Consider the following 24,545-nt stretch of genomic DNA (forward strand, 5'->3'; position numbering starts at 1 on the left):
GAGCATGACCGTGGAGGTGACGAGCCGGGAGGAGCGCGCGGCCCGTGCCCGCGCGGCCCTGGCCCACGCCGAGCAGCGCACCGGCGCGCGCAGCCTCGTGCGACCCGCCGGGGTCGCGGTGGTGCCGCAGCCACCGGTCCCCGTCGTCGCACCCCTCGCGGTGCCCGCGCGTCCCGACCTGCCCGGGCCTCCCGACATGCCCGCGACGCCCTCTGACCTGCGGGGTGCACCGGCGCCCGAGGAGCGTGGCGTCGTCGAGGCGGCGGTGCGCCGCACCTCGCTCCTGATGAGCGAACGCCCCTCGCTGCCCGTGCCTCCGGAGCTCGCCGCGCTGCTGCCCGACGGGCTGCGCCGCGGCAGCACCACGGCCGTGACGGGCTCCACCTCGCTGCTGCTGACCCTGCTGGCCCGGGCGTGCTCCGAGGGCGCCTGGGCGGCCGTCGTGGGGCAGCCCGCCGTCGGGCTGCTCGCCGCGGCCCAGGCCGGTGTCGCCCTCGAACGGCTCGCCGTGGTGCCGCGCCCGGGTCCCGACTCCCCGGCGGTCGTGGCCGCACTGCTCGACGGTCTCGACGTCGTGCTCGTCGGCCCGGGTGCTGCACTCACCGACGGTGACCGGCGACGGCTCGCCGCCCGTGCCCGGGAACGTGGCACCGCGCTGCTCTCGAGCGTGGCGTGGCCCGGCGCGAACGTCGTCCTGACCGCCGGGACCGGGCGCTGGGACGGCGTCGGTCAGGGCGAGGGGCGCCTGCGCACGCACGAGCTGCGGGTCACGCGCAGCGGGCGCGGCGGCGCCGGCGTGCCGCTGAGCATCGACGTCACGCTCCCGCTCGGCCGCCCGGTGGGTACCGAGCCCCCGGCCGCCCCGGCACCCGGTCGCGCCCCCGCACCGCTGAGGCTGGTCGGATGAGCACCCGCACCACCGTGCTGTGGGTGCCCGACTGGCCCGTGGTCGCAGCCGTCCGCGCGGACCAGGTCGCCCCCCACCTGCCCGCTGCGGTCCACGACGGGCAGCGGCTGCGCGCGGTCTCCGCGCTCGCCCGCGCCCAGGGTGTGCGCCGGGGCATGCGGCGACGCCAGGCGCAGGGCTGCTGCCCCGAGCTGGTCCTGCTCGCGGCCGACGAGGGACGCGACGTGCGGCTCTTCGAACCGGTGGCGAGCGCGGCCGAGACGGTGGTCGCCGGGATCGAGGTCGTCCGCGCAGGGCTGCTCCTGCTCCCCGCCGACGGGGCCAGCCGCTACCACGGGTCGGAGGAGGCGCTCGCGGAACGGCTCGTGACCGCTGTCGCCCGGCTGACCGGGCACGAGGCGCACGTGGGGACGGCCGACGGGCTGCTCGCCGCGGTCCTCGCCGCCCGAGCGGACGCGACGGTGCCCGCGGGGGCCTCGCCCGCGTTTCTGGCCCCGCGCGGGGTCGGTGACCTCGTGCACGCCGCGGTCGAGGACGGTGCCGCGTCCCGGGTCGCCGAGCTCGTGGACCTGCTCGGACGGCTCGGGCTGCGCACCCTCGGCGCGCTCGCCGCGCTGCCCAGCGGTGACGTGCACGCCCGGTTCGGTGCGCTCGGCGCGTGGGCGCAGCTCCTGGCCCGCGGTCAGGACGCCCGCCCGCCCGCCCGGCGCCGCCCCGAGACCGACCTCGAGGTCGCGTGCGCGCTCGACCCCCCGGCCGAGCGCGTCGACACCGCCACGTTCATGGGCCGGCGCCTGGCCGAGGAGCTGCACGCGATGCTCCTCGAGCACTCGGTCACGTGCGGGCGCCTGCAGGTCGCCGCGCGCACCGACACGGGCGAGGACCTGGTGAGGGTGTGGCGTACCGACCTCGGCGGTCTCGGTGGGCTCACGGCCGCCCGCATCACGGACCGGATCCGCTGGCAGCTCGAGGGGTGGCTCACCGCGGGGTCGCTGGCCCGCCCGCCCCGCACGGGCGCGGGGGACGACGGCGAGCACCCCGAGCCCGTCGCGCTCGTGCACCTGGCCCTCACCGCCCAGGAGGTCGCCCCGGCAGGCGCCGAGCAGGGGCGGCTGTGGGGCGGGCCCTCGGGCGGGGACCTGCGCGCGCACCGTGCCCTCGACCGGGTGCAGGGACTCATCGGCGGGGACGGCGTGCTCGTCGCCGTCCTGCAGGGCGGCCGCGACGTGCGCGAGCAGGTGCACCTGCGGCCCTGGGGGGAGCAGACCCCGCCACCGCGCCCCGCCGATCGGCCGTGGCCCGGACGCCTGCCCGCACCGGCGCCGGCCACGGTCCTGACCGAGCCCGAGCCGGTCGAGGTGCTCGCCGCCACCAGGGTGCCGGTGCGCCTCGACGACCGCTTCGCGCTGAGCGCCGACCCCACGGCGGTGCGCACGCGGACGGCCACGCACCCCGTCACGGGGTGGGCCGGACCCTGGCCCCTGCTCGACCGGTCGTGGACCGAGCGGCCGCGCCGCCGCGCCCACCTGCAGGTCAGCCTCGAGGACGGCAGCGCCCTGCTGCTCTCGTGGCAGGACGACGTCTGGGCGTGCGAGGCCACCTATGACTGACGCCCCCCGGTACGCCGAGCTGCACGCGCACTCGGCGTTCAGCTTCCTCGATGGCGCGAGCCAGCCTGAGGAGCTCGCCGCCGAGGCCGCCCGCCTCGGGCTCTCGGCCCTGGCCCTGACCGACCACGACGGGTTCTACGGCGTCGTGCGGTTCGCCCAGGCCGCCCGGGCCGTGGGACTGCCCACGGTGTTCGGCGCCGAGCTGCACCTGCCCGTGCCCGGGGGCGGCTGGACCACCCGCTCGGGAGCGGGCGCGCTCGGCCCCGACGTGCTCGACGCCCCCACGGGCGTCCCCGACCCGCGCGCGACCCACCTGCTCGTCCTGGCCCGCGGCCCCGACGGCTACCGCTCGCTGTCGCGCGCGATCGCCACCGGGCACCTCGCCGCGGGGGCCAAGGGCGCCGCCCGGTACCGCTGGGACGAGCTCGCCGAGCAGGCCGCCGGGCAGTGGCTCGTGCTGACCGGCTGCCGCAAGGGATCGGTGCGCCAGGCGCTCGCGGGCGGCGCCACGAACGGTGAGGTGACCCCCGCGGGGTTCGTCGCCGCCCGCGCCGAGCTCGACCGGCTCGTGGGGCTCTTCGGCCACGAGAACGTCGCGGTGGAGATCACCGACCACGGCGACCCGTTCGACGCCGAGCGCAACGACGCGCTCGCGGCCCTCGCCGCCGCGGGCGACCTGCCGCTCGTCGCGACCGGTGGGGTGCACTACGCCACGCCCCGGGACGCCGACCTCGCGGCGGCGCTCGCGGCCGTCCGCGCACGCTCCTCGCTCGAGGACCTGGACGGTTGGCTGCCCGGCGCGCCCACGGCCCACCTGCGCTCGGCCGCGGAGATGCTCGCGCGCCACCGTCGCCACCCGCAGGCCGTGGCGCGGGCCGCGGCGCTCGCGGCCGAGTGCGCGTTCGACCTCTCGCTCGTCGCCCCCCAGCTGCCGCCCTACCCGGTGCCCCCGGGGCACACCGAGGCCACGTGGCTGCGCGAGCTCGTGCGGCGCGGCGCCCTCGAGCTGTACGGGCCGCCCGAGGCCGAGCGCGTGCCCGGGGCCTACGCGCAGCTCGAGCACGAGCTGCGGGTGATCGAGGACCTCGGGTTCCCCGGGTACTTCCTCGTGGTCTACGACCTGGTCGACTTCTGCCGCCGCCACGGCATCATGGCGCAGGGCCGTGGCTCGGCCGCGAACTCGGCCGTCTGCTACGTGCTGCGCGTCACCGCGGTCGACGCCGTCAAGCACGGTCTGCTCTTCGAGCGCTTCCTGGCGCCCGAGCGCGACGGGCCCCCGGACATCGACGTCGACATCGAGTCCGCGCGCCGCGAGGAGGTCATCCAGTACGTCTACGCCACGCACGGGCGCACGCACGCGGCCCAGGTCGCGAACGTCATCTCCTACCGCCCGCGCTCCGCGGTGCGTGACGCCGCCCGCGCGCTCGGCTACGACGCGGGCCAGCAGGACGCGTGGAGCAAGTCGATCGACCGGTGGGGGAGCCTGCGTGGCGCCGACCCCGTGACGCCCGACGGGCGTGACGCCGTCCCCGCGCGCGACCAGGTCGCCACCCGGGACCAGGTCGCCACCCGGGACCGTGCCCGCGACGACCAGCACGACGCGTGGTGGGGCACGAGCCACGAGCCCCCCGCGCCGGCGGACCTCGACGAGATCCCGACCGCGGTGGTCGATCTCGCCGAACGCTTCCTGCGCCTCCCGCGCCACCTGGGCATCCACTCGGGCGGCATGGTCATGTGCGACCGTCCTGTGATCGAGGTGTGCCCGGTCGAGTGGGCCCGGATGCCGGGACGCACCGTGCTCCAGTGGGACAAGGAGGACTGCGCCGACGCGGGGCTCGTGAAGTTCGACCTGCTGGGCCTGGGGATGCTCACCGCGCTGCGCATCGCGTTCGAGCAGGTGCGCGAGCACGAGGGGGTCGAGCTCGACCTGCACGCGCTGCCCTACGAGGACCCGCTCGTCTACGACCTGCTGAGCGCCGCCGACACCGTGGGGGTGTTCCAGGTCGAGTCGCGCGCCCAGATGGGCACCCTGCCGCGCCTGCAGCCACGCCGGTTCTACGACATCGTCGTCGAGGTCGCGCTCATCCGCCCCGGGCCCATCCAGGGCGGCTCGGTGCACCCTTACATCAACCGGTACCACGGCCGCGAGAAGGTCACCTACCTGCACCCGAAGCTCGAGAAGTCGCTCGCGAAGACCCTCGGGGTGCCGCTGTTCCAGGAGCAGCTCATGCAGATGGCCATCGACGTGGCCGACTTCACGCCGGCCGAGGCCGACCAGCTGCGCCGGGCCATGGGCTCCAAGCGCTCGACCGAGCGGATGGAGGCCATGCACGCGCGGCTGCTCGCGGGGATGGCCGCGAACGGGATCGGCCCCGAGGTCGGCGAGCAGATCTTCGACAAGCTCAAGGCCTTCGCCGACTTCGGCTTCCCCGAGTCCCACGCCTACTCGTTCGCGTTCCTCGTGTACGCGAGCGCCTGGCTCAAGGTGCACCACCCCGCCGCGTTCTACACCGGGCTGCTGGCCGCCCAGCCCATGGGCTTCTACTCCCCGCAGTCCCTCGTGGCCGACGCGCGCCGCCACGGCATCGAGGTGCTGCGCCCCGACGTGCAGGCCTCGGGTGTGCAGGCGCTGGTCGAGCGGCAGGGGCCGACCCCTGCGGACGGTGAGCCGCGGCTCGTGCCCACCCCCTCGGGCACCGCGCCCACCGCGCAGCAGGGCCCGGCGGCGAGCGCGGGGCGGGCGCTCGCGGTGCGGCTCGGGCTCGCGTCGGTGCGGGGCGTGGGGGAGGACGTCGCGGAGCGGCTCGTCGCCGAGCGCGCCGCCCACGGCCCGTTCGCGGACCTGCGCGACCTGGCACGCCGGGTGCGGCTGAGTACGGTCCAGCTCGAGGCGCTCGCGACGGGCGGCGCGCTCGGGTCGCTCGGTGCGACCCGGCGCGAGGCGCTGTGGGCCGCAGGTGCGCTCGCCCAGGAGGGGCCCGACACCCTGCCGGGCGTCTCTGTCGGGGTGAGCGCCCCCGTGCTGCCGGGCATGACGGACGTCGAGCTCGCGGTCGCCGACGTCTGGGCCACCGGCGTCTCGGTCGACTCGTACCCCACGGCGCACGTGCGCGAGGGGCTCGACGCCGCGGGGGTGCTGCGCGTCGAGCAGGCGTTCCGGCACGAGGCCGGGCGGCGGGTCGCGGTCGCCGGGGTCGTCACGCACCGGCAACGGCCCGGCACCGCGGGTGGGGTGACGTTCCTGTCGCTCGAGGACGAGACGGGGCTGCTCAACGTGGTGTGCACCCCGGGGCTGTGGCAACGGTTCCGCAAGGTCGCGCGCACGTCCGCCGCGCTCGTGGTCCGCGGTCGCCTCGAACGGGCGGACGGCGCGACGAACCTCCTCGCCGAGCACCTGGCGCCGTTGTCGCTGCGCGTGCGCACCTCCTCGCGCGACTTCCGCTGAGCGCGGCGGTCGTCGCCGTGGCTATACGCTGCAGAGATGCCCCTGCTCGGCGCGCTCGTCCCGTACCTGCCCACCCCGCGCACGATCGCGGACGACGTGGCCGAGGACGTGCTGGCCACCCTCGTCGAGCGGGCCGTCGCGGGCGGCGCGAGCGGGGTCGCGGTGCTGGGCAGCACAGGCGGGTTCGCCTACCTCGACCGCGAGCAGCGCCGCCGCGTCGCCCGGGCCGCGGTCGAGGCCGCCGCGGGACGCGTGCCGGTCGTGGTGGGGGTCGGTGAGCTCACGACCCGTGACGTGCTCGACCTCGCGCGTGACGCCGAGCACGCCGGGGCCGACGCGCTCCTCGTGCCCACCATGAGCTACCTGCCGCTCACCGACGACGAGGTGCTCGAGCTGTACCGGTGCGTCACCAACGTCGTCGGGATCCCCGTCTGGGCGTACCACAACCCCGTGGCCACCCGGTACTCGTTCACCGTCGACGCCCTCACGCACGTGGCACGGCTGCCCGGCGTCCAGGGCGTCAAGGACCGCGGGACGGACCGCGACGCGGTCCACGACCGCGCACGCCAGCTCCACCACCACCTCCCGGCGGACGTCGAGATCGGCTTCAGCGGCGACGCGCTCGGCGTGCACGGGCTGCTCGCCGGCGCCCGCACGTGGCACTCGGGCCTCGCAGGTGTGCTGCCGACCCGGTACGCCGAGGTCGCGGCGGCGGCGGCCGCGGGAGACGCCGACAGGGCCCTCGCGCTGATGGCTCCGCTCGCGCCGATCGGGGACCTCGTCGCCAGCGGCGGAGCGCGCGTCGTGCACGCCGTGGGGGAGATGCTGGGTCTCGCGGTGGGGCCGCTCCCGGCACCCCTGCGGCGCCCCGGACCGCTCGTCCTCACCCAGATCGAGCGGGCGCTCGCGGATCTGGGCGACCCGGCCTGACCTGCATGGCAGGTTGGGCCGTCCAGCTACGGGTGGCTCTCCCCGGCCTCGTACGCCTCGATCCCGGTGGGTACGTCGGCCTCGTCCGTGGGCGACGGGTCGGGCGTGCGCAGCGTCGAGTACACGGTCCAGGCGACCGCGACGAGCGGCACCGCGATCACCGCACCCAGGATGCCCGCGGTCAGCGTGCCCCCCGCCACGGCGAGCGCGATGACCACGGGGTGCAACGAGACCTGCTTGCCCATCACGAGCGGCTGCAGCACGTGGCCCTCGAACTGGCCGATCAGCGCGATCCCGATGCCGACGATGGCCGCCTGCACCGGCCCGTTCGCCGCGAGGGCCACGATCATCGCGACGACCATGGCTGCGGGTGCCCCGATGAGCGGGATGAACGCGCCGATCAGCACGAGCACGGCCAGCGGTGCGGCGAGCGGGACGCCGAGCACGGTGAGCAGGATGAATGCGAGCAGTCCGTCCGTGACGGCGATGATCAGGATGCCGCGCGTGTACCCCGAGAACGCGTACCAGCCCGCACCACCGGCGGCGCTCCACGAGCCCCGCACGCTCGCGGGGAGCTGGTTGAGGAACCAGGTCCACATCTGGCGCCCGCTCGCGAGGAAGAAGATCGTGCAGAAGAACGCGAGCGCGAGGGCCGTGAGCACCTCCACGACGCTGCCGGCCCGGGCGACCGCCTGCTCGGCCAGCTCACCGCCGTGCTCCTCGACCCAGGTGCGCCCGTTCTCGATCCACTGGTCGATCTGGCCGACGGTGATCGGGACCGGCGAGCCGTTCTCGAGGAAGTCGATGATGTCCTCGATGCCTTGGCCGAACTGCTCCGAGAGCTTCGACCACCGGTCCGCGACCGAGACCCCGACGTAGGTGAGCAGCCCCACGAAGACCAGCACCCCGCCGAGCATCGCGAGCCCCGTGGAGACCGCGCGCGGCAGGACGCGTGAGAGTGCGTCGACCGCGGGCCGCAGCACCGCGGTGAAGACGAGGGCCAGGAACACAGCGACGAACAGCAGCAGGACGCGCGACGTCGCGTAGAAGATCAGGGCGATCGTCGCCACGACCACGAGCAGCCGCCACGACACCCCGGCCATCTTCATGAGCCAGCGCGGAGCGGTCGCGTCCATGTCCACGGCCGTCGTCGCGGGGCGCCGCGAACCGGCCACACGACGCGGGGCAGCGCTCGACGACGACGGCGACCGACCGGTCCCGCTCGTCCGGTCGCCGGTCCCTCCCGCTCGGTCGCCCGTCCCGCCCTGTTCCGACATCCCCACCCCCGGGTCTCACGTGACGGGGGTCACGCGATCGCTCGCCGATACCCCCGCACGCTGCGGCAACGCTCTTCCGGGACAGTCTGCACCGCGACGCCGATGCGTGCCCGACCGCCGCACCGTGCTATGTTTCTGCCGCACCTGAGGGAGCCGAAAGGCTTCTGAAAGGTCCACCTGTCCGGGTGGCGGAATGGCAGACGCGCTAGCTTGAGGTGCTAGTGCCCGAAAGGGCGTGGGGGTTCAAGTCCCCCTCCGGACACTCGTTGAGACAGCGACGACGAAGGCCCCGATCCCCGCCAGGATCGGGGCCTTTGTCGTGAGCGGGTGCGCTGCGTCCCGTTCGACCGTTCGGGTGTCGCTGACGAACATCGGCGCTCCCGCGAGGCGGGTCCATCGGTCTGAGGAGGTCATTCATCACCATTTGATCCCTCCCCGCTATAGCATTCGGGTGCCCGAGCCGCCTCGACCAGCACCGCACGGCTTCTAGGGCCGTCCGCCAGCCACCCGACTCGCCGCAGAGGGCGCCCCGTTGAGTCGCGTCTCGGACGAGCTGTCGTGGACCCGGGGGCGTGTCGCACGTGGAGGTGCATGTCGTGCAGGCCCGAGCAGTTGTCCTGGGCGGTGACGTCGGCGGCTACAGCCTCGCCCGGGCGTTCCATGAGGCGTACGGCGGCCGGACGATCGTCGTGTCGACGGTGCCGACCGTGCCGTTGAGGTACTCGCGGATCGTGGAGAACGTCGTCGCGTCGCGGATGGACGAGCCCGAGGAGGTCCTCGGGGTGCTCCAGGAGATCGCGGACCGGAACCCCGACCGGGCCCTGCTGCTGCTCGGCACCGCGGACTGGCACGTCCGGACGATCGCGGCGCTGCGCGACCGGCTGCCCGCCGCGTACGTCGTGCCGTACGTCGAGATGCACGTGCTCGATCGGGTGACCTCGAAGGTCGCGTTCGCGGCGCTGTGCGCGGAGCACGGGGTGGACCACCCGACGACCGTGGTGCATGACGTCCGCGGTCTGGTGATGCCAGACACGAGCGGCCTCCAGTTCCCGGTGGTCGCGAAGCCGGAGGACGCCACCGGCTACCACAGGGTGGACTTCCCCGGGAAGCGCAAGGTGTACCCGGACGTCGCCGACGAGGCCGAGCTGCACGCGCTGCTCGCCCAGGTGCGCGACGCCGGCTACACGGGGTCGTTCCTCATCCAGGACCGCATCCCCGGCGACGACACGGGCATGCGCGTGCTGACGACGTACTCCGATCGGTCGGGGCGGGTGCGGTTCGCGTCCTTCGGGCACGTGCTGCTCGAGGAGCACACGCCCGGGGCGCTGGGGAACCCGGTCGGGATCATCACCGACCGGGACGACGCCGTCGTCGCGCAGGCGGTCCGGCTGCTCGAGGTGATCGGCTGGACGGGCTTCGCGAACTTCGACCTCAAGTACGACCCGCGCGACGGGCGGACCGTGTTCTTCGAGCTGAACCCGCGGCTCGGGCGCTCGCACGCCTACGTCACGGCGTCGGGGCACAACACGGCGCAGATGTACGTCCGGGAGTACGTCGAGGGCCTCGATCCGCTCGACGGGCCCGACGTGTGGGCGCAGGAGCAGCACCTGACCAGCCTGGTCCCGGCCACGGTGCTGCTGCGCTACCTGCCGTCGACCCTGCGGGCGCTGGTGCGGCGGCTCATCCGCCGTGGTCGCGCGAGCAACCCCCTCTGGTACCACGCAGAACGCGACCCCCGGCGCTGGGCCGTCGTGGCGCTCGCCCAGGCGAACCACCTCCGCAAGTTCCGGCAGCACCACCCGTCGCACGCCTGATGAGCGGGTCCGCGGTGGTCGACGAGCCACCCGTCGGAGTGCTCGGCGGTGTCGGCCCGCTCGCGACAGCGCACTTTCTCGCGCGCGTCGTCGCGCTGACCGCGGCTGACCGGGACCAGGACCACGTCAACCTGGCCGTCCTGCAGCACGCCTCGATCCCGGACCGGACGGCGTACATCCTCGGCCGGTCCGACACCGACCCCGGCCCGGTGCTGGCGGAGGATCTGAGCCGGCTCGAGCGGCTCGACGTCTCGTTCGTCGTGATCCCGTGCAACACCGCGTGCTACTTCGTCCCCGGGCTCCGCGCGCAGGCCCGCGTGCCGGTGCTCAGCACGGTGGACGAGGCGATCGCGGCTGTCGTGCGCGCACACCCGGGTGTGCGGCGGATCGGTGTCCTCGGCACCGAGGGCACGGTGGAGGCGGGGCTGTACACGGTGTCGGCGGCGCGGGTGGGGTGCGAGGTCGTGCTGCCCGACGAGGACGACGCCCGCGTTCTGCAGGCGATCATCTACGACCAGGTCAAGGCGGGTCGCCCCGTGGACGTCACGGCGCTGGTGGGTCTGGTCGAGGCGATGCACGCGCGCGGTGCGGAGGTGGTCGTGCTTGGTTGCACCGAACTGTCGGTCGCCGCTGCGCAGGGTCTCGGCACGGCTGTCCCGGTCATCGACGCCCTCGATGCGCTCGCCGCCGTCGTCATCACCCGGACGGGCCGGAAGCTGCGGTCGCCGCAGTGACGCGACGGGCCGGACGAGGCCCGGCCCGGCACTGCCCGCCGCGGGTCGGGCCTCAGGCGCTGCCCGGGGTGGCGTAGCTGGGAGACGCCCCGAAGTCGACGGTGATGCAGGGCTCGTCCCCGATGACCCAGGCGTCGTGGCCCGGCTCGACGCGCACGACGTCGTCGGGTGCGGCCTCCGCCTCGGTGCCGTCGTCCATCACCACCTTCAGCCGCCCGGAGAGCACGTAGAGGAAATGGGGTGACTGGCAGGTGTCCGTGCCCGCGATGGGGCGGACGTGGTCAGACCACCGCCAGCCCGGTTCGAACCGGGCCTTGACCACCGAGCTGCCGGCAAGCGTCACGACCTGCGCCTGACCCTTGTCGGTGAACGGACGAACGTCGTCGGGTGCATCGAAGCTCTTCGACTCCAGTCCAGCCATCAGAACCCTCCTCGATCGAGTGATCCACTCGACGCTACGCCGGCGCCTGTCATGGAGCACACGGCCACCGTGAACGGTGCCCGACGGCCGCCACGCGTGCCCGCCCTCGAGGTGACGTCGTGGAGTGGCGACGACCACCTGGCGTCCGACCCCCGGTTCACTGTCCGAGAGATTCCCTCGCTCGTGCCTTGATCGAGAGGATGACGTCGGTCTTGGCATCGGCGTAGTCGTTCATGTCGTCCCAGCGCTCACTGAGCAGGGTCCTCTTGGTGCTCTCGTAGAGCGCGCGGTCAGCTGCGTCGGACCGGAGCCGGTCGCGGAGGAGGAGGTACTCGTCCACGGCAGGATCGTGCCGTTCGAGGATGTGCACGTGGACGTCGCGTGCCGGGGTGCGCACCAGGCGGTGCCCCGGCTCGCGGACCCGCAGCTCATACCCGACGGCCAGGAGCGGATCGAGGTAGTCCTCTTCGGCGGTGATGTCGTCGACCACGACCACGATGTCGATGATCGGCTTCGCCGCCAGTCCGGGAACGGACGTGGAACCGATGTGTTCGATCCCGACGTCCATGGCCTCCAGAGCGTCGCGGATCCGCCCCCGGTGCTCACGGAAGATGCCGGCCCACCGGTCGTCGTAGTCGTGAAGGTCGAGCGTGAGTGTCTCGACACCACCCACGAGCTCGACTGCGGTGACATCCGGTCGGCGTGGCTTGCGGGTCTCGTTCATTGGACATGCCTGCGCTCTGCAGCAACGCGGAGTCCGGTGTGATGCTCGGCGACGAACGCGGCGAGCCCTTCGACGGCGAGGGCATGGTCGTCCTGCTGGGGCAGGCCCGAGACCCCGAGGATGCCGGCGAGCGCGCCGTCGACGATGAGCGGGAACGCCCCGCCGTGGGCCTTGAACTCCTGCGGGTCGAGCCCGCTCGACTCCTCGAACGTCGTGCCCTCGGTGCGGAAGCGGGTGCCGACGGCGAACGACGAGTGGCCGAAGCGGCGCACGACGGCGCCCTTGCGCGCGAGCCACCAGTCGTTGTCGGGAGTGGACCCGGCGAACGCGCGCTGGAAGACGGTGTGCGGGCCGTCGGGTGTCTCGAGCTCGACCCGGACCACGACGGGCAGCCCGCGCTGGTGCGCGAGGTCGGCGATGAGGCTGCCGAGCCGTGCCGCGTCGTCGTGGTCGAGACGGGTCAGGGCGTAGCGCTGCTCCTGGTCGAGCAGCTCGGCCAGCAGCAGCGGGTCGTGGAAGGCGAGCACGGCGCCTGCGGGTGTCACGTAGGTGGGTTCGTCGCTCATCTGGCGGACGCTATCGCGCGGCGGAGGCCCGGTCATCCCGTGCACCCGCGGTGGTCGGGAGGTGTCAGTGGTGCGGGGTAAGGTCCCGACAGACCGTCAGAACCACGTCCAGCGCCCACGGCGCTCGCCACCCTCGCAGAGAAGATCGCATGGACACCGTCACCAAGCCCTGGCCGGCCCTCTGGTCGCTCGTCATCGGGTTCTTCATGATCCTCATCGACACGACCATCGTCTCGGTCGCGAACCCCGCGATCATGACGGGCCTCGGTGCCGACATCAACGACGTCATCTGGGTCACGAGCGCCTACCTGCTCGCCTACGCGGTGCCGCTGCTCGTCGCGGGCCGGCTCGGGGACCGCTACGGGCCCAAGCGGCTCTACCTGACGGGCCTGGTCGTCTTCACCGTCGCCTCCGCCTGGTGCGGGCTGTCGGGTGACATCACGATGCTCGTGGTCGCCCGGGTGCTGCAGGGCCTCGGCGCGGCCCTCATGACCCCCCAGACCATGGCGGTCATCACCCGCATCTTCCCGCCCGACCGGCGCGGTGCCGCGATGGGTCTCTGGGGAGCGGTCGCGGGGATCGCGACGCTCGTCGGCCCGATCCTGGGCGGCGTCCTGGTCGACAGCCTGGGCTGGGAGTGGATCTTCTTCATCAACGTCCCGATCGGGATCGTCGCCTTCGTGCTCGCGTGGCGGCTCGTCCCCAGGCTCGAGACGCACCCGCACCGCTTCGACATCCCGGGCGTGCTGCTCAGCGCGGTCGGCCTCTTCCTGGTGGTCTTCGGCATCCAGGAGGGCGCGAGCTACGACTGGGGCACCATCGTGGGACCGATCTCGGTGATCTCGCTGATCGTCGCGGGCGTCCTCGTGCTCGTGGTGTTCGTGCTCTGGCAGGCGCGCACCACGGGTGAGCCGCTGCTGCCGCTCTCGCTCTTCCGCGACCGCAACTTCTCGCTCGCGAACGGCGCCATCTCGACCATCGGCTTCACGATCACGAGCATGGCCCTGCCGCTCGTCTTCTACTTCCAGGTGGTGCGCGGGCTCACGCCCACACGGTCGGCGCTGATGCTGGCGCCCATGGCGGTCGTCGCGGGTGTCCTGTCGCCGCTGGTCGGCAAGATGATCGACCGCGTCAACCCGCGGTACGTCGCCTTCACCGGTCTGCTGCTGCTCGCGGTGGGCCTGTTCTGGTACTCGGCGCTGCTGACCCCGGACGTCGCGATCACGACGCTGCTGCTGCCGAGCGCGGTCCTGGGCGTCGCGAACTCGTGCATGTGGGGACCCGTGTCCACGACCGCGACGCGCAACCTGGCTCCGCAGCAGGCCGGAGCCGGGTCGGGCGTCTTCAACACGACCCGGCAGGTCGGTGCCGTGCTCGGCAGCGCCGCGATCGCCGCGCTCATCCAGTCACGGCTCACCGCCGAGCTGCCCGGCGGCGGGGGAGCCCCGTCGAGCGAGATGTCGTTCTCGGCCGGGCTGCCCGAGGCGCTGCACGCAGGCTTCGCCACGGCGATGTCGCAGGCGCTGCTGCTGCCCGCGGCCGCCGCCGTCGTCGGTGCGCTCGTCGTGCTGTTCTTCGCCAAGCCCGCGCCGCCCATCTGGACGCAGCGGCCGCCGGCCGGCGCCGCGGCGGTCGACACGCCGGTCGGTGCGACGTCGGAACGGCTCGCAGCACCGGGCGAGGTGGCTCCCGAGGGGCGATGACAGCCCACCGGGCGCCAGCGCCGCGTCTGGCGGTTTGAGGGCGCCTCGCGGCGGTCTCAGGTCGCGGGGCGCTCGTGGACGATCTCGAGACCGTCGACCTCGTCCCACTCCTCACCCACGGCTGCGAAGCCGTGGGCGGTGGCGAGGGCCAGCGAGGCGACGTTGGTGGGGCTGATGCAGGCCCGCACCACCCGGATGTCCGGATCCGCGTCGGCGCGGGCGAGCAGCGCCTCGAGCGCCGCGCGCCCGTACCCGCGACGACGCAGCGCCGGGTCGATGGCGTAGCCGACCTCGACCATGCCGGCGGCGTCGGGCGCGTCGTGGAACCCTGCACGCCCGACCGCGAGGGCGAGCCGGGTGTCCCAGACAGCCCCCGTGACCCACCTCGCCACACTGGCGTCGGCGGTGACCTGCGCGCTGCGCATGCGCCACACGCCGCGCCACGCGACGTCCGCGAAGCACGCGGTGAGAGGGACGGGTGAGGTGAGGTTCGCTGTGGTCAGGTCACCGTCCGCGAGGGCGGTGAGCGTCGCCGCGTCGAGCGGGACGATGCGCACCTGCCTGGCGTCGCCCCGGTCGATGGCGCGTGCAGAGGTCATGGCCGCAGGGTGCCCGAGCGCAGCGCCGGTGTCGAGCGATTTCAGTCCGTCGGAGGGACCGGTCCGCCGGCTGTCGGGGGAATGGTGCGGGCCTGGGCGTCGAGCATCCCGTCGCGCACACCGCGCCGGATCACGCGGTACGCCAGGTACAGGACGATGGCGACGGCGATGGCCCACATCAGCAGGGCGATCAGCACGTGGACGAACGACACTCCTGCGTTGGCGAACATGCGTCGAGGCTAGAGGGATGACGCCGGAGACGTGGGTGGTTCGGGCGGTCGAGATGCACGTCACGTGCGTCCGCACCTGCGGTGGTCCGGCAGGTACGGACCGGTCGTCGGCGGGTCGGCTCGACCCGTTAGGTTGGGGGCCGTGTACCGCCTCCTCTTCGACCTGGTCTTCCGGCGCATGGCCCCCGAACGGGCCCATGAGCTCGCGTTCCGGTTCATCCGCGTCGTCGCCGCCGTCCCGTTCCTGAGCGACCTGGTCGCACGCCTGAGCGCCTCCCCGCCGAGCGGCGCTGTGCGCACCCTGGGGCGGACGTTCCCGGCCCCGTTCGGTCTCGCCGCGGGCTTCGACAAGAACGGCGTCGGTGTGCGCGGGTTGCGGATGCTCGGCTACGGCTTCGTCGAGATCGGCACCGTGACCGCGCACGCCCAGCCGGGCAACGACGCACCGCGGCTCTGGCGGGTGCTGGACCAGCGGGCGCTGCGCAACCGCATGGGCTTCAACAACGAGGGGTCGGTCGCGGTCGCGCGGCGTCTGCACCGGCTCCGCTCGACCGCGTCGGGCCGCGCGCTCGTGATCGGCGTGAACATCGGCAAGACGAAGGTCACCCCCGCCGCGGACGCCCCCGACGACTACGCCACGAGCGCGGCGCGGCTCGGGCCCTACGCCGACTACCTCGTCGTCAACGTGTCCTCCCCGAACACCCCCGGCCTGCGCGACCTGCAGTCCGTCGAGGCGCTGCGCCCGATCCTGGTGGCCACGCGCGAGGCCGCTGACGAGGCGACCCAGGCCGTCGGACGCCCGCGCGTGCCGCTGCTCGTGAAGATCGCCCCCGACCTGTCCGACGAGGACGTCGACGCTGTGGCCGACCTCGTGACCGAGCTCGGGCTCGACGGCGTCGTGGCGGTCAACACGACGATCGGCCACGACCTCGGCGAGGGTGGCCTGTCAGGCCCGCCCCTGCTCGGGCGCGGGCTCGACGTGGTGGCCCGCCTGCGCACGCGGCTCGGACCGGAGCCCGTCATCATGGGAGTGGGTGGCATCACGACCGCGGCGGACGCGCGCGAGTACCTCGCCGTCGGTGCCACGCTCGTCCAGGGCTACACGGGCTTCATCTACGAGGGACCGTTCTGGGGTGCCCGGATCAACAAGGCGCTCGCGCAGGACGCCGCCCGCCAGGACAGGGGACGTTGACGCATGGTCATGCGGCCGCAGTGGGCGTGGGAGCTCGACGACGTGGACGGCCGCGTGCTCGACCGACCCGTGAGCCCCGTCTTCACGACGCAGTACGACGCCGAGCAGTGGATCGGTGAGCAGTGGCGCACGCTCGCGGGTCAGGGCGTGCACGCGGCCCGGCTGCTGCACGACGGCCGGCAGGCGACTCCCACGCTCGTCCTGCGCATCCCGTGACCGGGGCGTCCTCCCGCGACGAGCGGACGCCCGACCAGCCGGCAGAGCCTGCACCCGGCGACCATGACCCCGAGCTGGTCGTCGACCGTCGCCTGACCCGCCGGGGCGTGCAGCTGCTGGCCGGGCTGGTGCTGTTCTCCGCCTCGATCGGGATGATCGTGCACTCGGGCCTCGGCAACATGCCGTGGGACGTGCTCGGTCAGGGTGTCGCGGTGCACCTGGGCTGGACGCTCGGCACCACCACGCTCGTGCTGAGCGTCCTCGTGCTCGCCTGCTGGTTCCCGCTGCGGCAGCGTCCGGGGGCGGGGACGATCGCGAACGTCGTGGTGATCGGGCTGCTCGTCGACCCGTTCCTGGCGCTGCTCGACCTGCTGCCCGCGGACCTGGACACCGCGGGTCGGGTCGCTCTCGTGGTGGGCGGCATCGCGCTGAACGGGGTCGCGAGCGGCCTGTACATCGGCGCACGGCTGGGGCCGGGGCCTCGCGACGGCCTCATGACCGGGCTGGTGGCCCGCACCGGGCGGCCCGTGCACCTGGTGCGCACGAGCATCGAGGTCCTGGTCGTCGCGGTGGGCTGGGTGCTCGGCGGGACCGTCGGCCTCGCGACGCTCGCGTACGCGCTCTGCATCGGCCCCCTGGTGCACCTGCTGCTGCCGCGGCTGACGGTGCCGCAACGCCCGGCTGGGCCGGTCCCAGGACGCTGAACGGCCGTGGCCACCCGCCCGCGAGGGCAGGGGACCACGGCCGTGGGACGTGCTGGTGGTGACGTGCTCAGCGCGAGGCGGGGGAGTTCTTGGCCGTCTCCGACGGGTCGGTCACGACCGCGTCGCCGAGCACCTCGTCGATCCGCGCGAGCAGCTCGGCCGGGATGGTGACGCCCGACGCCTTGACGTTCTCGGCGACCTGCTCGGGGCGGCTGGCCCCGATGATGGCGGCCGCGACGTTGTCGTTCTGCAGCACCCACGCGACGGCGAGCTGGGCCATCGACAGGTCGAGCTCGGCAGCGATCGGGCGCAGCGCCTGGACCCGAGCCAGCAGGTCGTCGTCCGTCAGGAAGCGCGAGATCATGCGCGCGCCGCCCTTCTCGTCGGTCGCGCGCGAGCCCTCGGGCAGCGGGGCGCCCGGCTTGTACTTGCCGGTGAGCACCCCCTGGGCCACGGGGGACCAGACGATCTGCGACAGGCCGAGCTCCTTGGAGGTCGGGACGACCTCTTCCTCGATGACGCGCCACAGCGCCGAGTACTGGGGCTGGTTGGAGATCAGCCGGAAGCCGAGGTCCTGGGCCAGCGCCTGACCCGCGCGGATCTGGTCCGCGGTCCACTCCGAGACCCCGATGTACAGGGCCTTGCCCTGGCGCACGATGTCGGCGAACGCCTGCATCGTCTCCTCGAGCGGCGTGTCGTGGTCGTAGCGGTGGGCCTGGTACAGGTCGACGTAGTCCGTCTGCAGGCGCTCGAGCGAGCCGTGGATCGACTCCATGATGTGCTTGCGCGACAGGCCGGTGTCGTTGGCCCCGCCGGGGCCGGTGGGCCAGTAGACCTTCGTGAAGATCTCGAGCGACTGACGGCGCTGCCCCTTGAGGGCCTCGCCGAGAACCGTCTCGGCCTTCGTGTTGGCGTACACGTCGGCGGTGTCGAAGGACGTGATGCCGACGTCGAGCGCTGCGCGCACGCAGGCCTTCGCGGTGTCGTTCTCGACCTGCGAGCCGTGCGTGAGCCAGTTGCCGTACGTGATCTCGGTGATCTTCAGGCCCGAGTTGCCCAGGTAGCGGTAGTTGACCATCCAACCACCCTAGCCGCGGTCAGGAGGGGCGCTGGCCGTGCTTGACCTGGGGCTTGGGCAGCCGCGACATGCGCAGCTGGAAGACGCGGAGCACGGCGTACATCGTCGCGCCCTTCGGGATCGCCTCGGCGCCGAACTTCGCGACCAGGCGCTTCTTGAGCCCGCGCCACATGAGGAACGAGTCGGCGATCATCGCGAGCACGAACACGTAGAGCAGCACGAGCGTGAGGAGCGCGAGCTCGGCGCTGACGGCGCCCAGGACGACCTGCAGCACGATGAGGACCAGCGCGGCCGGGAGGAAGAACTCCCCGAGGCTCCACCGGGCGTCGACGTAGTCGCGGATGTAGCGCCGGACCGGACCCTTGTCCTTGGCGGGCAGGTAGCGCTCGTCGCCGGTCTGCATCGCGGCGTACTCCCGCTCGCGCTGGGCTCGCGCGGCAGCCTTCGCCGACTTGCCGGCCGCCTTGCGGTCGGTCGGCACGAGGGGTCGCTTGTTGGCGGCCTCGGCCTGCTTCCGCTTGGGCGTCGGTCGACCCTTGCCCGCCTCGGAAGGCTCGACGGATGGCGTCGCGGGGGAGCGGTGCGCCCCGGTCACGTCCTGGCTGTCCTTGCTGCGTCCGAACACAGCCCCCAGAGTAGTCGAGAGTACGGTGGGCTCTTGTGACGATGCCTGCCGCTCCCGACCCTGCCCGCATCGATACGCTGCGGCGACGCACCACCGAGGGGTTCGGGCGGCTGCGCTCGGACCTCGAGGACCTGGTGCGGATCCCCAGCGTGTCCAACGACGAGTTCGACCAGGCCCACGTCGCGGCCAGCGCCGCCGCGGTCGCCGAGCTGCTGCGGGGGGCGGGCGTCGAGGACGTGCGGATCCTGTCCGTGCCCGACGCCGAGGGCCGGCCCGGTCGGCCCGCGGTCGTCGCACGTCGCCCCGGTCCCGAGGGTTCGCCGACGGTGCTGCTGTACGCGCACCACGACGTGCAGCCCCCCGGCGACGAGTCCGCCTGGACCACCCCGCCGTTCGAGCCCGTCGAGCGCGACGGACGGCTGTACGGCCGCGGCGCGTCGGACGACAAGTCCGGGATCGTGGCCCACGTCGGCGCCCTGCGGGTGCTCGGTGACGAGCTCGGCGTGGGTGTGACCCTCTTCGTCGAGGGCGAGGAGGAGATCGGCTCCCCGAGCTTCGGGGAGTTCCTGCGCACCTACCGCGACGAGCTCGCGGCGGACGTCATCATCGTGGCCGACTCGTCCAACTGGAAGGTCGGGGTCCCCGGCCTCACCACGTCGCTGCGCGGGCTCGTCGACCTGGACGTCGAGGTCGCGGTGCTCGACCACGCGGTCCACTCGGGCATGTTCGGCGGACCCGTGCTCGACGCGGTCACGCTGCTCGCCCGGCTCATCGCGACGCTGCACGACGACGCTGGTGACGTGGCCGTCGCCGGGCTCGTCACGGGTCCCGCGCCCGAGGTCGACTACGACGAGGCCGAGTTCCGCGCGGACGCCTCGGTGCTGCCCGGCGCCGAGCTCGCGGGGACGGGCTCGATCACGGCGCGGCTGTGGACCAAGCCCGCGATCTCGGTGATCGGCCTCGACGCGACCAGCGTCGCCCGCGCCTCCAACACGATCGCGCCCCGCGCCACGGCCCGGCTCTCGCTGCGCATCCCGCCCGGCCAGGACCCCGTCGCGGCCCAGGCCGCGCTCGGTGCCCACCTGCGCGCGCACGCGCCGTTCGGTGCCCGCGTCACGGTCCGCGACGGCGAGACGGGCCGGCCGTTCCAGGCGCCGGTCGACTCCGACGCCATGCAGGTCGCCCGCTGGGCCTTCGCCGAGTCGTGGGGCACAGCGCCCGTCGACATCGGCCTGGGTGGCTCGATCCCGTTCATCGCCGACCTGCTCGACGTGTTCCCCGACGCGGCGATCCTCGTCACCGGGGTCGAGGACCCCGAGAGCCGCGCGCACGGGGCCGACGAGTCCCAGGACCTCGGTGAGCTCGAACGTGTCGTCCTGGCGGAGGCGCTCTTGCTCGACCGGCTCGCTCAGCGCTGACCGCACCCGCCCAACCATCCGCCGAGATAGAGCCTGCGCGGCGCGCAGGCTCTATCTCGAGGTCGTGTCCTGCCCCTCGACCGGCCGCGTCGCGTCGGGCTCCCGGTGCGCGAGGTCGAGCGAGCGGGCCCATGCGAGCAGGTCGGCGGGCAGCGCGGGGCTCGGCCCGTCGAGGCCGAACGACGTCGCCACGTCCGCGGGTGGCACGCTGCCGCCGCGCCGGGCCAGGAACCGCGCGACGACCCACGCCTCCGCGACGACCTCGGGCGAGCCGTCCCGTCCGCGCCGCTCGAACCGCTGCTCGACGAACGTCACGCGCTCGTCCCAGCCCACGACGCGCGTGACGATCTCGAACCGCTCCCACAGCACCAGAGAGCGTCGGAACCGGATCGACTCGCCGACCACGACCGGGTACCAGCCCCGGCGGGCGACCTCGGCCTGGGCGCCGCACCGCACCATCATGTCGACCCGGCCGATGTCCATGAGCGTGAGGAACGAGCCGTTGTTCATGTGCCGGAGCAGGTCGAGGTCGTTGGGCATGACCCGCAGCGGGGTGCGCCCCTCGTCGAACGCCGACGGCCGCTGCCCGGGCGGGGTGCGACGCAGCGCGCGACGGGCCGCGAGCCAGACCAGGAGCAGGCGGACGAGCCGGTTCACGCGCGCGGCTCGGGCGCGCAGCGGGTGGCGAGCAGCGACATGGCCGGACCTCCAGGTCAGACGGGTGGTGCCGGGTCGTACTGGATGCCGCGGCGCACCGTCCGCGCCTCCTCGGGCGAGTCGAGGCGGGCGACGAGGTGCAGCGCCATGTCGATGCCTGCGGAGACCCCGGCCGACGTCACGACGTCACCGTCGTCGACGAACCGCGACTCGGTGTCACGCAGCACCGACGGGTCGATCACGGCGAGCTCGTCGAACGCCCCCCAGTGCGTCGTCGCGGGGCGTCCCGCGAGCAGGCCCGCGGCCGCGTAGACCAGGGCGCCCGTGCACACGCTCGTCATGAGGGGCACCCTCGCGCGCATCCACCGCACCCAGTCGAGGTGCTCGCGGTCGCGGAGCAGGGTCCGGGTGCCCTGGCCCCCGGGGTAGACCAGCACGTGCAGGGGACCGACGTCCGCGGCGCCGTGGTCGGGCACGAGGCGCAGGCCCTTGGCGCAGCGCACGCCGGCGCCGTCCGCGGAGAACGTGACGACCTCGGGGCGCAGCGCCGAGTGCCGCGCCCACCAGGCGAGCACCTCGTAGGGGCCGACCACGTCGAGCTCTTCGCAGTCGTCGAAGACGAACACCCCCACGCGCAGCGGGCTCCCGGTGGTCACAGCGTCTCCTCCTCGGTGCGGTGGCGGTGCGGTGCTGCCGTGGCCCGGCGGGTCAGTGCCCCGGCAGCGCGAGCATCTGGTCGAGCGCGACCCGCGCCCAGTGCGCGTCGTCGGCGTCCACGACGATGCGGTTGACCACCCGGCCCGCCGCGAGCGACTCCATCGCCCACACCAGGTGCGGCAGGTCGATGCGGTTCATGGTCGAGCAGAAGCACACGGTCGAGTCGAGGTAGTGCACGTTCTTGTCGGGGTGGGCCTTGGCGAGCCGGCGCACCAGGTTGAGCTCGGTGCCCACGGCCCACGAGGAGCCGGGCTCGGCCGCGTCGAGGGCCTTGATGATGTACTCGGTCGAGCCGACCTGGTCCGCGGCGGTGACGACCTCGTGGCGGCACTCGGGGTGCACCAGGACGTTGACGCCGGGCACCGCGGCACGGATGTCGCTGACGTTGCGCTCGGAGAAGCGTCCGTGCACCGAGCAGTGCCCGCGCCACAGGATCATCCGGGCGTCGCGCAGCTGCTGGACCGTGAGCCCGCCCCCGGGCTTGCGGGGGTCGAACACGACGCAGTCCTCGAGCGACAGGCCCAGGGCGCGGACCGCGGTGTTGCGGCCCAGGTGCTGGTCGGGCATGAACAGCACCTTGCCGGTGCCGCCCACCCCGCCGACCTTGTCGAACGCCCACCGCAGCGCGACGTGCGCGTTCGAGGACGTGCACACTGTGCCGCCGTGCCGGCCCGTGAACGCCTTGATCGCGGCCGTGGAGTTCATGTAGGTCACCGGCACGGTCTGCTCGGCGACGCCCGCGTCGGCGAGCACGTCCCACGCCTCCTCGACCTGGTGGATGGCGGCCATGTCGGCCATCGAGCAGCCGGCGGCGAGGTCGGGCAGCACGACCTGCTGGGCGTCGGACGTGAGGATGTCGGCCGACTCGGCCATGAAGTGCACGCCGCAGAAGAGCACGAACTCGGCGTCGGGGCGGGCCGCGGCCTCGCGCGCGAGCTTGAACGAGTCGCCCGTGACGTCGGCGAAGTCGATCACCTCGTCGCGCTGGTAGTGGTGGCCCAGCACGAAGGCTCGGTCGCCCAGCGCGGCGCGAGCAGCGCGGGCGCGCTCGACGAGGTCGGGGTCGCTCGGCGCAGGCAGGTCGCCGACGCACTCGACGCCCCGCTCGGAGGCGAGGTCGGTTCCGCGGCCGAGCAGCAGGAGCGCCGAGGGCGCCGGCTCGGTGAAGGCGGTCTGCGGGAAGGCGGTGAGGCTCACGTGCGCGATCTTCCCACAACGCGTGCGCCGGGCGCCGGGTGCGTGCCGCGGACGCACGGCGTGCCATCATCGCCCGATGCGCGTGCTCATCGCCCCGGACGGCTTCGGCGGAACCCTCACGGCACGGCAGGCGGCCGAGGCGATCCGCGCCGGCTGGAGCGAGGCGGCTCCCGGGGACGACCTGCGGACCTGCCCGCTGGCCGATGGCGGGCCCGGCTTCCTCGACACCCTGCGCGCCGACCTGGGGGGCGACCTGCTCGCTGTCACCGTGCGCTCGCCCCTCGGCGCCTTGACCCCCGCCGCCGTGCTCGTGGTCGAGGCCGACGACGCCACGCGCACCGCGTACGTCGAGTCCGCCCACGCCACCGGGCTGACCCTCGTGCCGCGCGAGCAGCGCGACCCGACCCGCACGTCCTCTGCCGGTGTCGGCGAGCTCGTGCGGGCCGCGGTGGCCACGGGGGCGCGCCGCGTGGTCGTCGGGCTCGGCGGCTCGGCGACGAACGACGCCGGTGCCGGGATGCTCGCGGCTCTCGGTGTGGGGGGCCCCGGCTCGCCCCTGATGCGGGGTGGTGGCGCGCTCAGTGCCGTCGAGCCGCACGACCTGGCCGGGCTGCGCGCGGTGCGCGAGGAGCTGCGGGGCGTCGAGCTGCTCGCGGCCTGCGACGTCGACGTGCCGCTGCTCGGGCTGCACGGGGCGAGCGCCGGGTTCGCCGCCCAGAAGGGAGCGACGCCCGAGCAGGCGCAGGACCTCGAGCGTGCGCTCGGGCACTTCGCGCACGCGGCCGTCGCGGCCCTCGGCGACGCGGTCCGCCCCGACCTGCTGCAGCCGCGTGCCGCGACGTCGGCCGCCGCGCGGCTGACGTCGCTGCCGGGCGCCGGGGCGGCGGGGGGTCTGGGCTTCGGGCTCGCGCTGCTCGGGGCCCGGCTCGTGCCCGGATCGGCGCTCGTCGCGGACGCCGTGCACCTGGCGCACCGGATCGCTGACGTCGACCTGGTCGTGACGGGTGAGGGCACGTTCGACTGGCAGTCGCTGCACGGCAAGGTCGTCGCGGCCGTCGCCGAGCGGGCCCTCGACGTCGCCGTGCCCGCCGTGGTCATCGCGGGACAGGTCGAGCTGGGGCGGCGCGAGTGGGGTGCGGCCGGCGTGGCGGGTGCCTACGCGGTGGCGCAGTCGCCCGCGGAGGTCGAGGCGTCGATGGCCGACCCGGCCGGGATGCTGCGCCGGCGTGCGGCCCGCGTGGCCCAGACCTGGTCACGCTGACGCACCGAGGTCCCAGGTCGCGGCGTCAGGGGTGCCCAAGGTCCTAGATGCGGCGGCGTAGTGTGGGAACAACTTGTCGGAGCGTGCTGTTGTCCACGTCGACGGAAGTGCCTGTGCACCACTCGACCCTTTCATCGAGGCCTGGAGAGACCATGAGCGAGACCACCGAGACCGCGACGCACGGCGTCAACCTGACGGACGTCGCAGCGGACAAGGTCCGCAGCCTGCTCGAGCAGGAGGGTCGCGACGACCTCCGCCTGCGGGTTGCCGTGCAGCCCGGCGGCTGCTCGGGCCTGATCTACCAGCTGTACTTCGACGAGCGCGTCCTCGACGGCGACGCCGTGCGGGACTACGACGGTGTCGAGGTCGTCGTCGACCGGATGAGCGTGCCGTACCTCGACGGTGCGACGATCGACTTCGCCGACACGATCGAGAAGCAGGGCTTCACGATCGACAACCCGAACGCGGGCAGCTCGTGCGCCTGTGGCGGTTCGTTCGGCTGATCGGCCCGACCTCGTAG

At 73.6% G+C, this 24,545-nt stretch carries 24 protein-coding genes and 1 tRNA gene; 14 read left to right on the forward strand and 11 right to left on the reverse strand.

Annotated elements, in window-relative coordinates; translation table 11 throughout:
* Positions 1–4 precede the first annotated feature (4 nt).
* Genes ACGIF2_RS00290 through ACGIF2_RS00305 form a run of 4 tightly spaced genes read left to right on the forward strand, consistent with a single transcriptional unit; the run spans position 5 to position 6,892 of the window.
* Entirely contained in the window at positions 5–907 is a 903-nt protein-coding gene (locus ACGIF2_RS00290) for a hypothetical protein (protein WP_396042266.1), read from the forward strand.
* A complete protein-coding gene (locus ACGIF2_RS00295) occupies positions 904–2,517 on the forward strand; it encodes a DNA polymerase Y family protein (RefSeq protein WP_396042268.1) in 1,614 nt (537 codons plus the stop codon). Before ACGIF2_RS00290 ends, ACGIF2_RS00295 begins: the two co-directional genes overlap by 4 nt.
* Positions 2,510–5,962 (forward strand): error-prone DNA polymerase, encoded by a 3,453-nt coding sequence (locus ACGIF2_RS00300; protein ID WP_396042269.1) that lies wholly within the window; start codon positions 2,510–2,512, stop codon positions 5,960–5,962. The genes ACGIF2_RS00295 and ACGIF2_RS00300 overlap by 8 nt, the downstream gene beginning before the upstream one ends.
* Positions 5,963–5,998: 36 nt before the next feature.
* Positions 5,999–6,892: a dihydrodipicolinate synthase family protein gene (locus ACGIF2_RS00305; protein WP_396042271.1), complete on the forward strand. Its 894-nt coding sequence runs from the start codon at positions 5,999–6,001 to the stop codon at positions 6,890–6,892.
* 26 nt (positions 6,893–6,918) lie between these two features.
* On the opposite strand, the gene ACGIF2_RS00310 is transcribed toward ACGIF2_RS00305, so the two are convergent.
* Positions 6,919–8,028, reverse strand: coding sequence for an AI-2E family transporter (locus ACGIF2_RS00310; protein WP_396042273.1), 1,110 nt, complete (start codon positions 8,026–8,028; stop codon positions 6,919–6,921).
* 320 nt (positions 8,029–8,348) lie between these two features.
* On the opposite strand from ACGIF2_RS00310, the gene ACGIF2_RS00315 reads away from it, so the two are divergent.
* From ACGIF2_RS00315 to ACGIF2_RS00325, 3 genes are all read left to right on the forward strand, one after another.
* Positions 8,349–8,431, forward strand: a tRNA-Leu gene (locus ACGIF2_RS00315).
* A gap of 334 nt (positions 8,432–8,765) precedes the next feature.
* On the forward strand, positions 8,766–9,983 hold the full coding sequence (locus ACGIF2_RS00320; protein ID WP_396042275.1) for a carboxylate--amine ligase: 1,218 nt from the start codon (positions 8,766–8,768) through the stop codon (positions 9,981–9,983).
* Positions 9,983–10,717: an aspartate/glutamate racemase family protein gene (locus tag ACGIF2_RS00325; protein WP_396042277.1), complete on the forward strand. Its 735-nt coding sequence runs from the start codon at positions 9,983–9,985 to the stop codon at positions 10,715–10,717. The genes ACGIF2_RS00320 and ACGIF2_RS00325 overlap by 1 nt, the downstream gene beginning before the upstream one ends.
* Positions 10,718–10,769: 52 nt before the next feature.
* Here the strand turns inward: ACGIF2_RS00325 and ACGIF2_RS00330 are convergent, their stop codons facing one another.
* The 3 genes from ACGIF2_RS00330 to ACGIF2_RS00340 form a co-directional block, all read right to left on the reverse strand.
* Entirely contained in the window at positions 10,770–11,198 is a 429-nt protein-coding gene (locus ACGIF2_RS00330; protein ID WP_396042279.1) for a cupin domain-containing protein, read from the reverse strand.
* Between the two features lie 97 nt (positions 11,199–11,295).
* On the reverse strand, positions 11,296–11,862 hold the full coding sequence (locus ACGIF2_RS00335) for a GrpB family protein (protein ID WP_396042281.1): 567 nt from the start codon (positions 11,860–11,862) through the stop codon (positions 11,296–11,298).
* On the reverse strand, positions 11,859–12,428 hold the full coding sequence (locus ACGIF2_RS00340; RefSeq protein ID WP_396042283.1) for a heme-degrading domain-containing protein: 570 nt from the start codon (positions 12,426–12,428) through the stop codon (positions 11,859–11,861). The genes ACGIF2_RS00335 and ACGIF2_RS00340 overlap by 4 nt, the downstream gene beginning before the upstream one ends.
* A gap of 149 nt (positions 12,429–12,577) precedes the next feature.
* Here ACGIF2_RS00340 and ACGIF2_RS00345 point away from each other — a divergent pair, with 149 nt between their 5' ends.
* The gene (locus tag ACGIF2_RS00345; protein WP_396042285.1) at positions 12,578–14,131 is read left to right on the forward strand and encodes a DHA2 family efflux MFS transporter permease subunit; all 1,554 of its coding nucleotides are present in this window, start codon (positions 12,578–12,580) and stop codon (positions 14,129–14,131) included.
* A gap of 56 nt (positions 14,132–14,187) precedes the next feature.
* Here the strand turns inward: ACGIF2_RS00345 and ACGIF2_RS00350 are convergent, their stop codons facing one another.
* On the reverse strand, positions 14,188–14,730 hold the full coding sequence (locus ACGIF2_RS00350; protein WP_396042287.1) for a GNAT family N-acetyltransferase: 543 nt from the start codon (positions 14,728–14,730) through the stop codon (positions 14,188–14,190).
* Between the two features lie 41 nt (positions 14,731–14,771).
* Complete coding sequence (locus tag ACGIF2_RS00355; RefSeq protein ID WP_396042289.1) at positions 14,772–14,960, reverse strand: hypothetical protein; 189 nt, start codon at positions 14,958–14,960, stop codon at positions 14,772–14,774.
* A 142-nt stretch (positions 14,961–15,102) separates the two neighbouring features.
* Between ACGIF2_RS00355 and ACGIF2_RS00360 the strand changes: the two genes are divergently transcribed.
* The 3 genes from ACGIF2_RS00360 to ACGIF2_RS00370 are packed head-to-tail and all read left to right on the forward strand — an operon-like array spanning position 15,103 to position 17,072.
* Complete coding sequence (locus ACGIF2_RS00360) at positions 15,103–16,152, forward strand: quinone-dependent dihydroorotate dehydrogenase (protein WP_396042291.1); 1,050 nt, start codon at positions 15,103–15,105, stop codon at positions 16,150–16,152.
* A gap of 3 nt (positions 16,153–16,155) precedes the next feature.
* The gene (locus ACGIF2_RS00365) at positions 16,156–16,368 is read left to right on the forward strand and encodes a hypothetical protein (RefSeq protein ID WP_396042293.1); all 213 of its coding nucleotides are present in this window, start codon (positions 16,156–16,158) and stop codon (positions 16,366–16,368) included.
* Positions 16,365–17,072 (forward strand): YitT family protein, encoded by a 708-nt coding sequence (locus ACGIF2_RS00370; RefSeq protein ID WP_396042295.1) that lies wholly within the window; start codon positions 16,365–16,367, stop codon positions 17,070–17,072. The genes ACGIF2_RS00365 and ACGIF2_RS00370 overlap by 4 nt, the downstream gene beginning before the upstream one ends.
* A 67-nt stretch (positions 17,073–17,139) precedes the next feature.
* Here ACGIF2_RS00370 and ACGIF2_RS00375 read toward each other — a convergent pair whose 3' ends face one another.
* A complete protein-coding gene (locus ACGIF2_RS00375; RefSeq protein WP_396042297.1) occupies positions 17,140–18,150 on the reverse strand; it encodes an aldo/keto reductase family protein in 1,011 nt (336 codons plus the stop codon).
* Between the two features lie 19 nt (positions 18,151–18,169).
* Positions 18,170–18,775, reverse strand: coding sequence for a DUF3043 domain-containing protein (locus tag ACGIF2_RS00380; protein WP_396042299.1), 606 nt, complete (start codon positions 18,773–18,775; stop codon positions 18,170–18,172).
* A 41-nt stretch (positions 18,776–18,816) separates the two neighbouring features.
* On the opposite strand from ACGIF2_RS00380, the gene ACGIF2_RS00385 reads away from it, so the two are divergent.
* On the forward strand, positions 18,817–20,193 hold the full coding sequence (locus tag ACGIF2_RS00385) for a dipeptidase (RefSeq protein WP_396042434.1): 1,377 nt from the start codon (positions 18,817–18,819) through the stop codon (positions 20,191–20,193).
* A 51-nt stretch (positions 20,194–20,244) separates the two neighbouring features.
* Here ACGIF2_RS00385 and ACGIF2_RS00390 read toward each other — a convergent pair whose 3' ends face one another.
* From ACGIF2_RS00390 to nadA, 3 genes are read right to left on the reverse strand one after another with little or no spacing between them, the layout of a single operon-like run.
* Complete coding sequence (locus ACGIF2_RS00390) at positions 20,245–20,850, reverse strand: acyl-CoA thioesterase (protein WP_396042301.1); 606 nt, start codon at positions 20,848–20,850, stop codon at positions 20,245–20,247.
* Between the two features lie 56 nt (positions 20,851–20,906).
* On the reverse strand, positions 20,907–21,506 hold the full coding sequence (locus ACGIF2_RS00395) for a DJ-1/PfpI family protein (RefSeq protein ID WP_396042303.1): 600 nt from the start codon (positions 21,504–21,506) through the stop codon (positions 20,907–20,909).
* Positions 21,507–21,558: 52 nt separating this feature from the next.
* On the reverse strand, positions 21,559–22,764 hold the full coding sequence (gene nadA, locus ACGIF2_RS00400) for a quinolinate synthase NadA (protein ID WP_396042305.1): 1,206 nt from the start codon (positions 22,762–22,764) through the stop codon (positions 21,559–21,561).
* Between the two features lie 76 nt (positions 22,765–22,840).
* On the opposite strand from nadA, the gene ACGIF2_RS00405 reads away from it, so the two are divergent.
* Both ACGIF2_RS00405 and erpA read left to right on the forward strand, forming a co-directional pair.
* Positions 22,841–24,025 carry a glycerate kinase gene (locus ACGIF2_RS00405; protein ID WP_396042307.1) on the forward strand — a complete coding sequence of 395 codons (1,185 nt, stop codon included), beginning with the start codon at positions 22,841–22,843 and terminating at the stop codon, positions 24,023–24,025.
* Between the two features lie 152 nt (positions 24,026–24,177).
* Entirely contained in the window at positions 24,178–24,528 is a 351-nt protein-coding gene (gene erpA / locus ACGIF2_RS00410) for an iron-sulfur cluster insertion protein ErpA (RefSeq protein WP_396042309.1), read from the forward strand.
* Positions 24,529–24,545 lie beyond the last annotated feature (17 nt).

The organism is Cellulomonas sp. P22 (assembly GCF_044392165.1).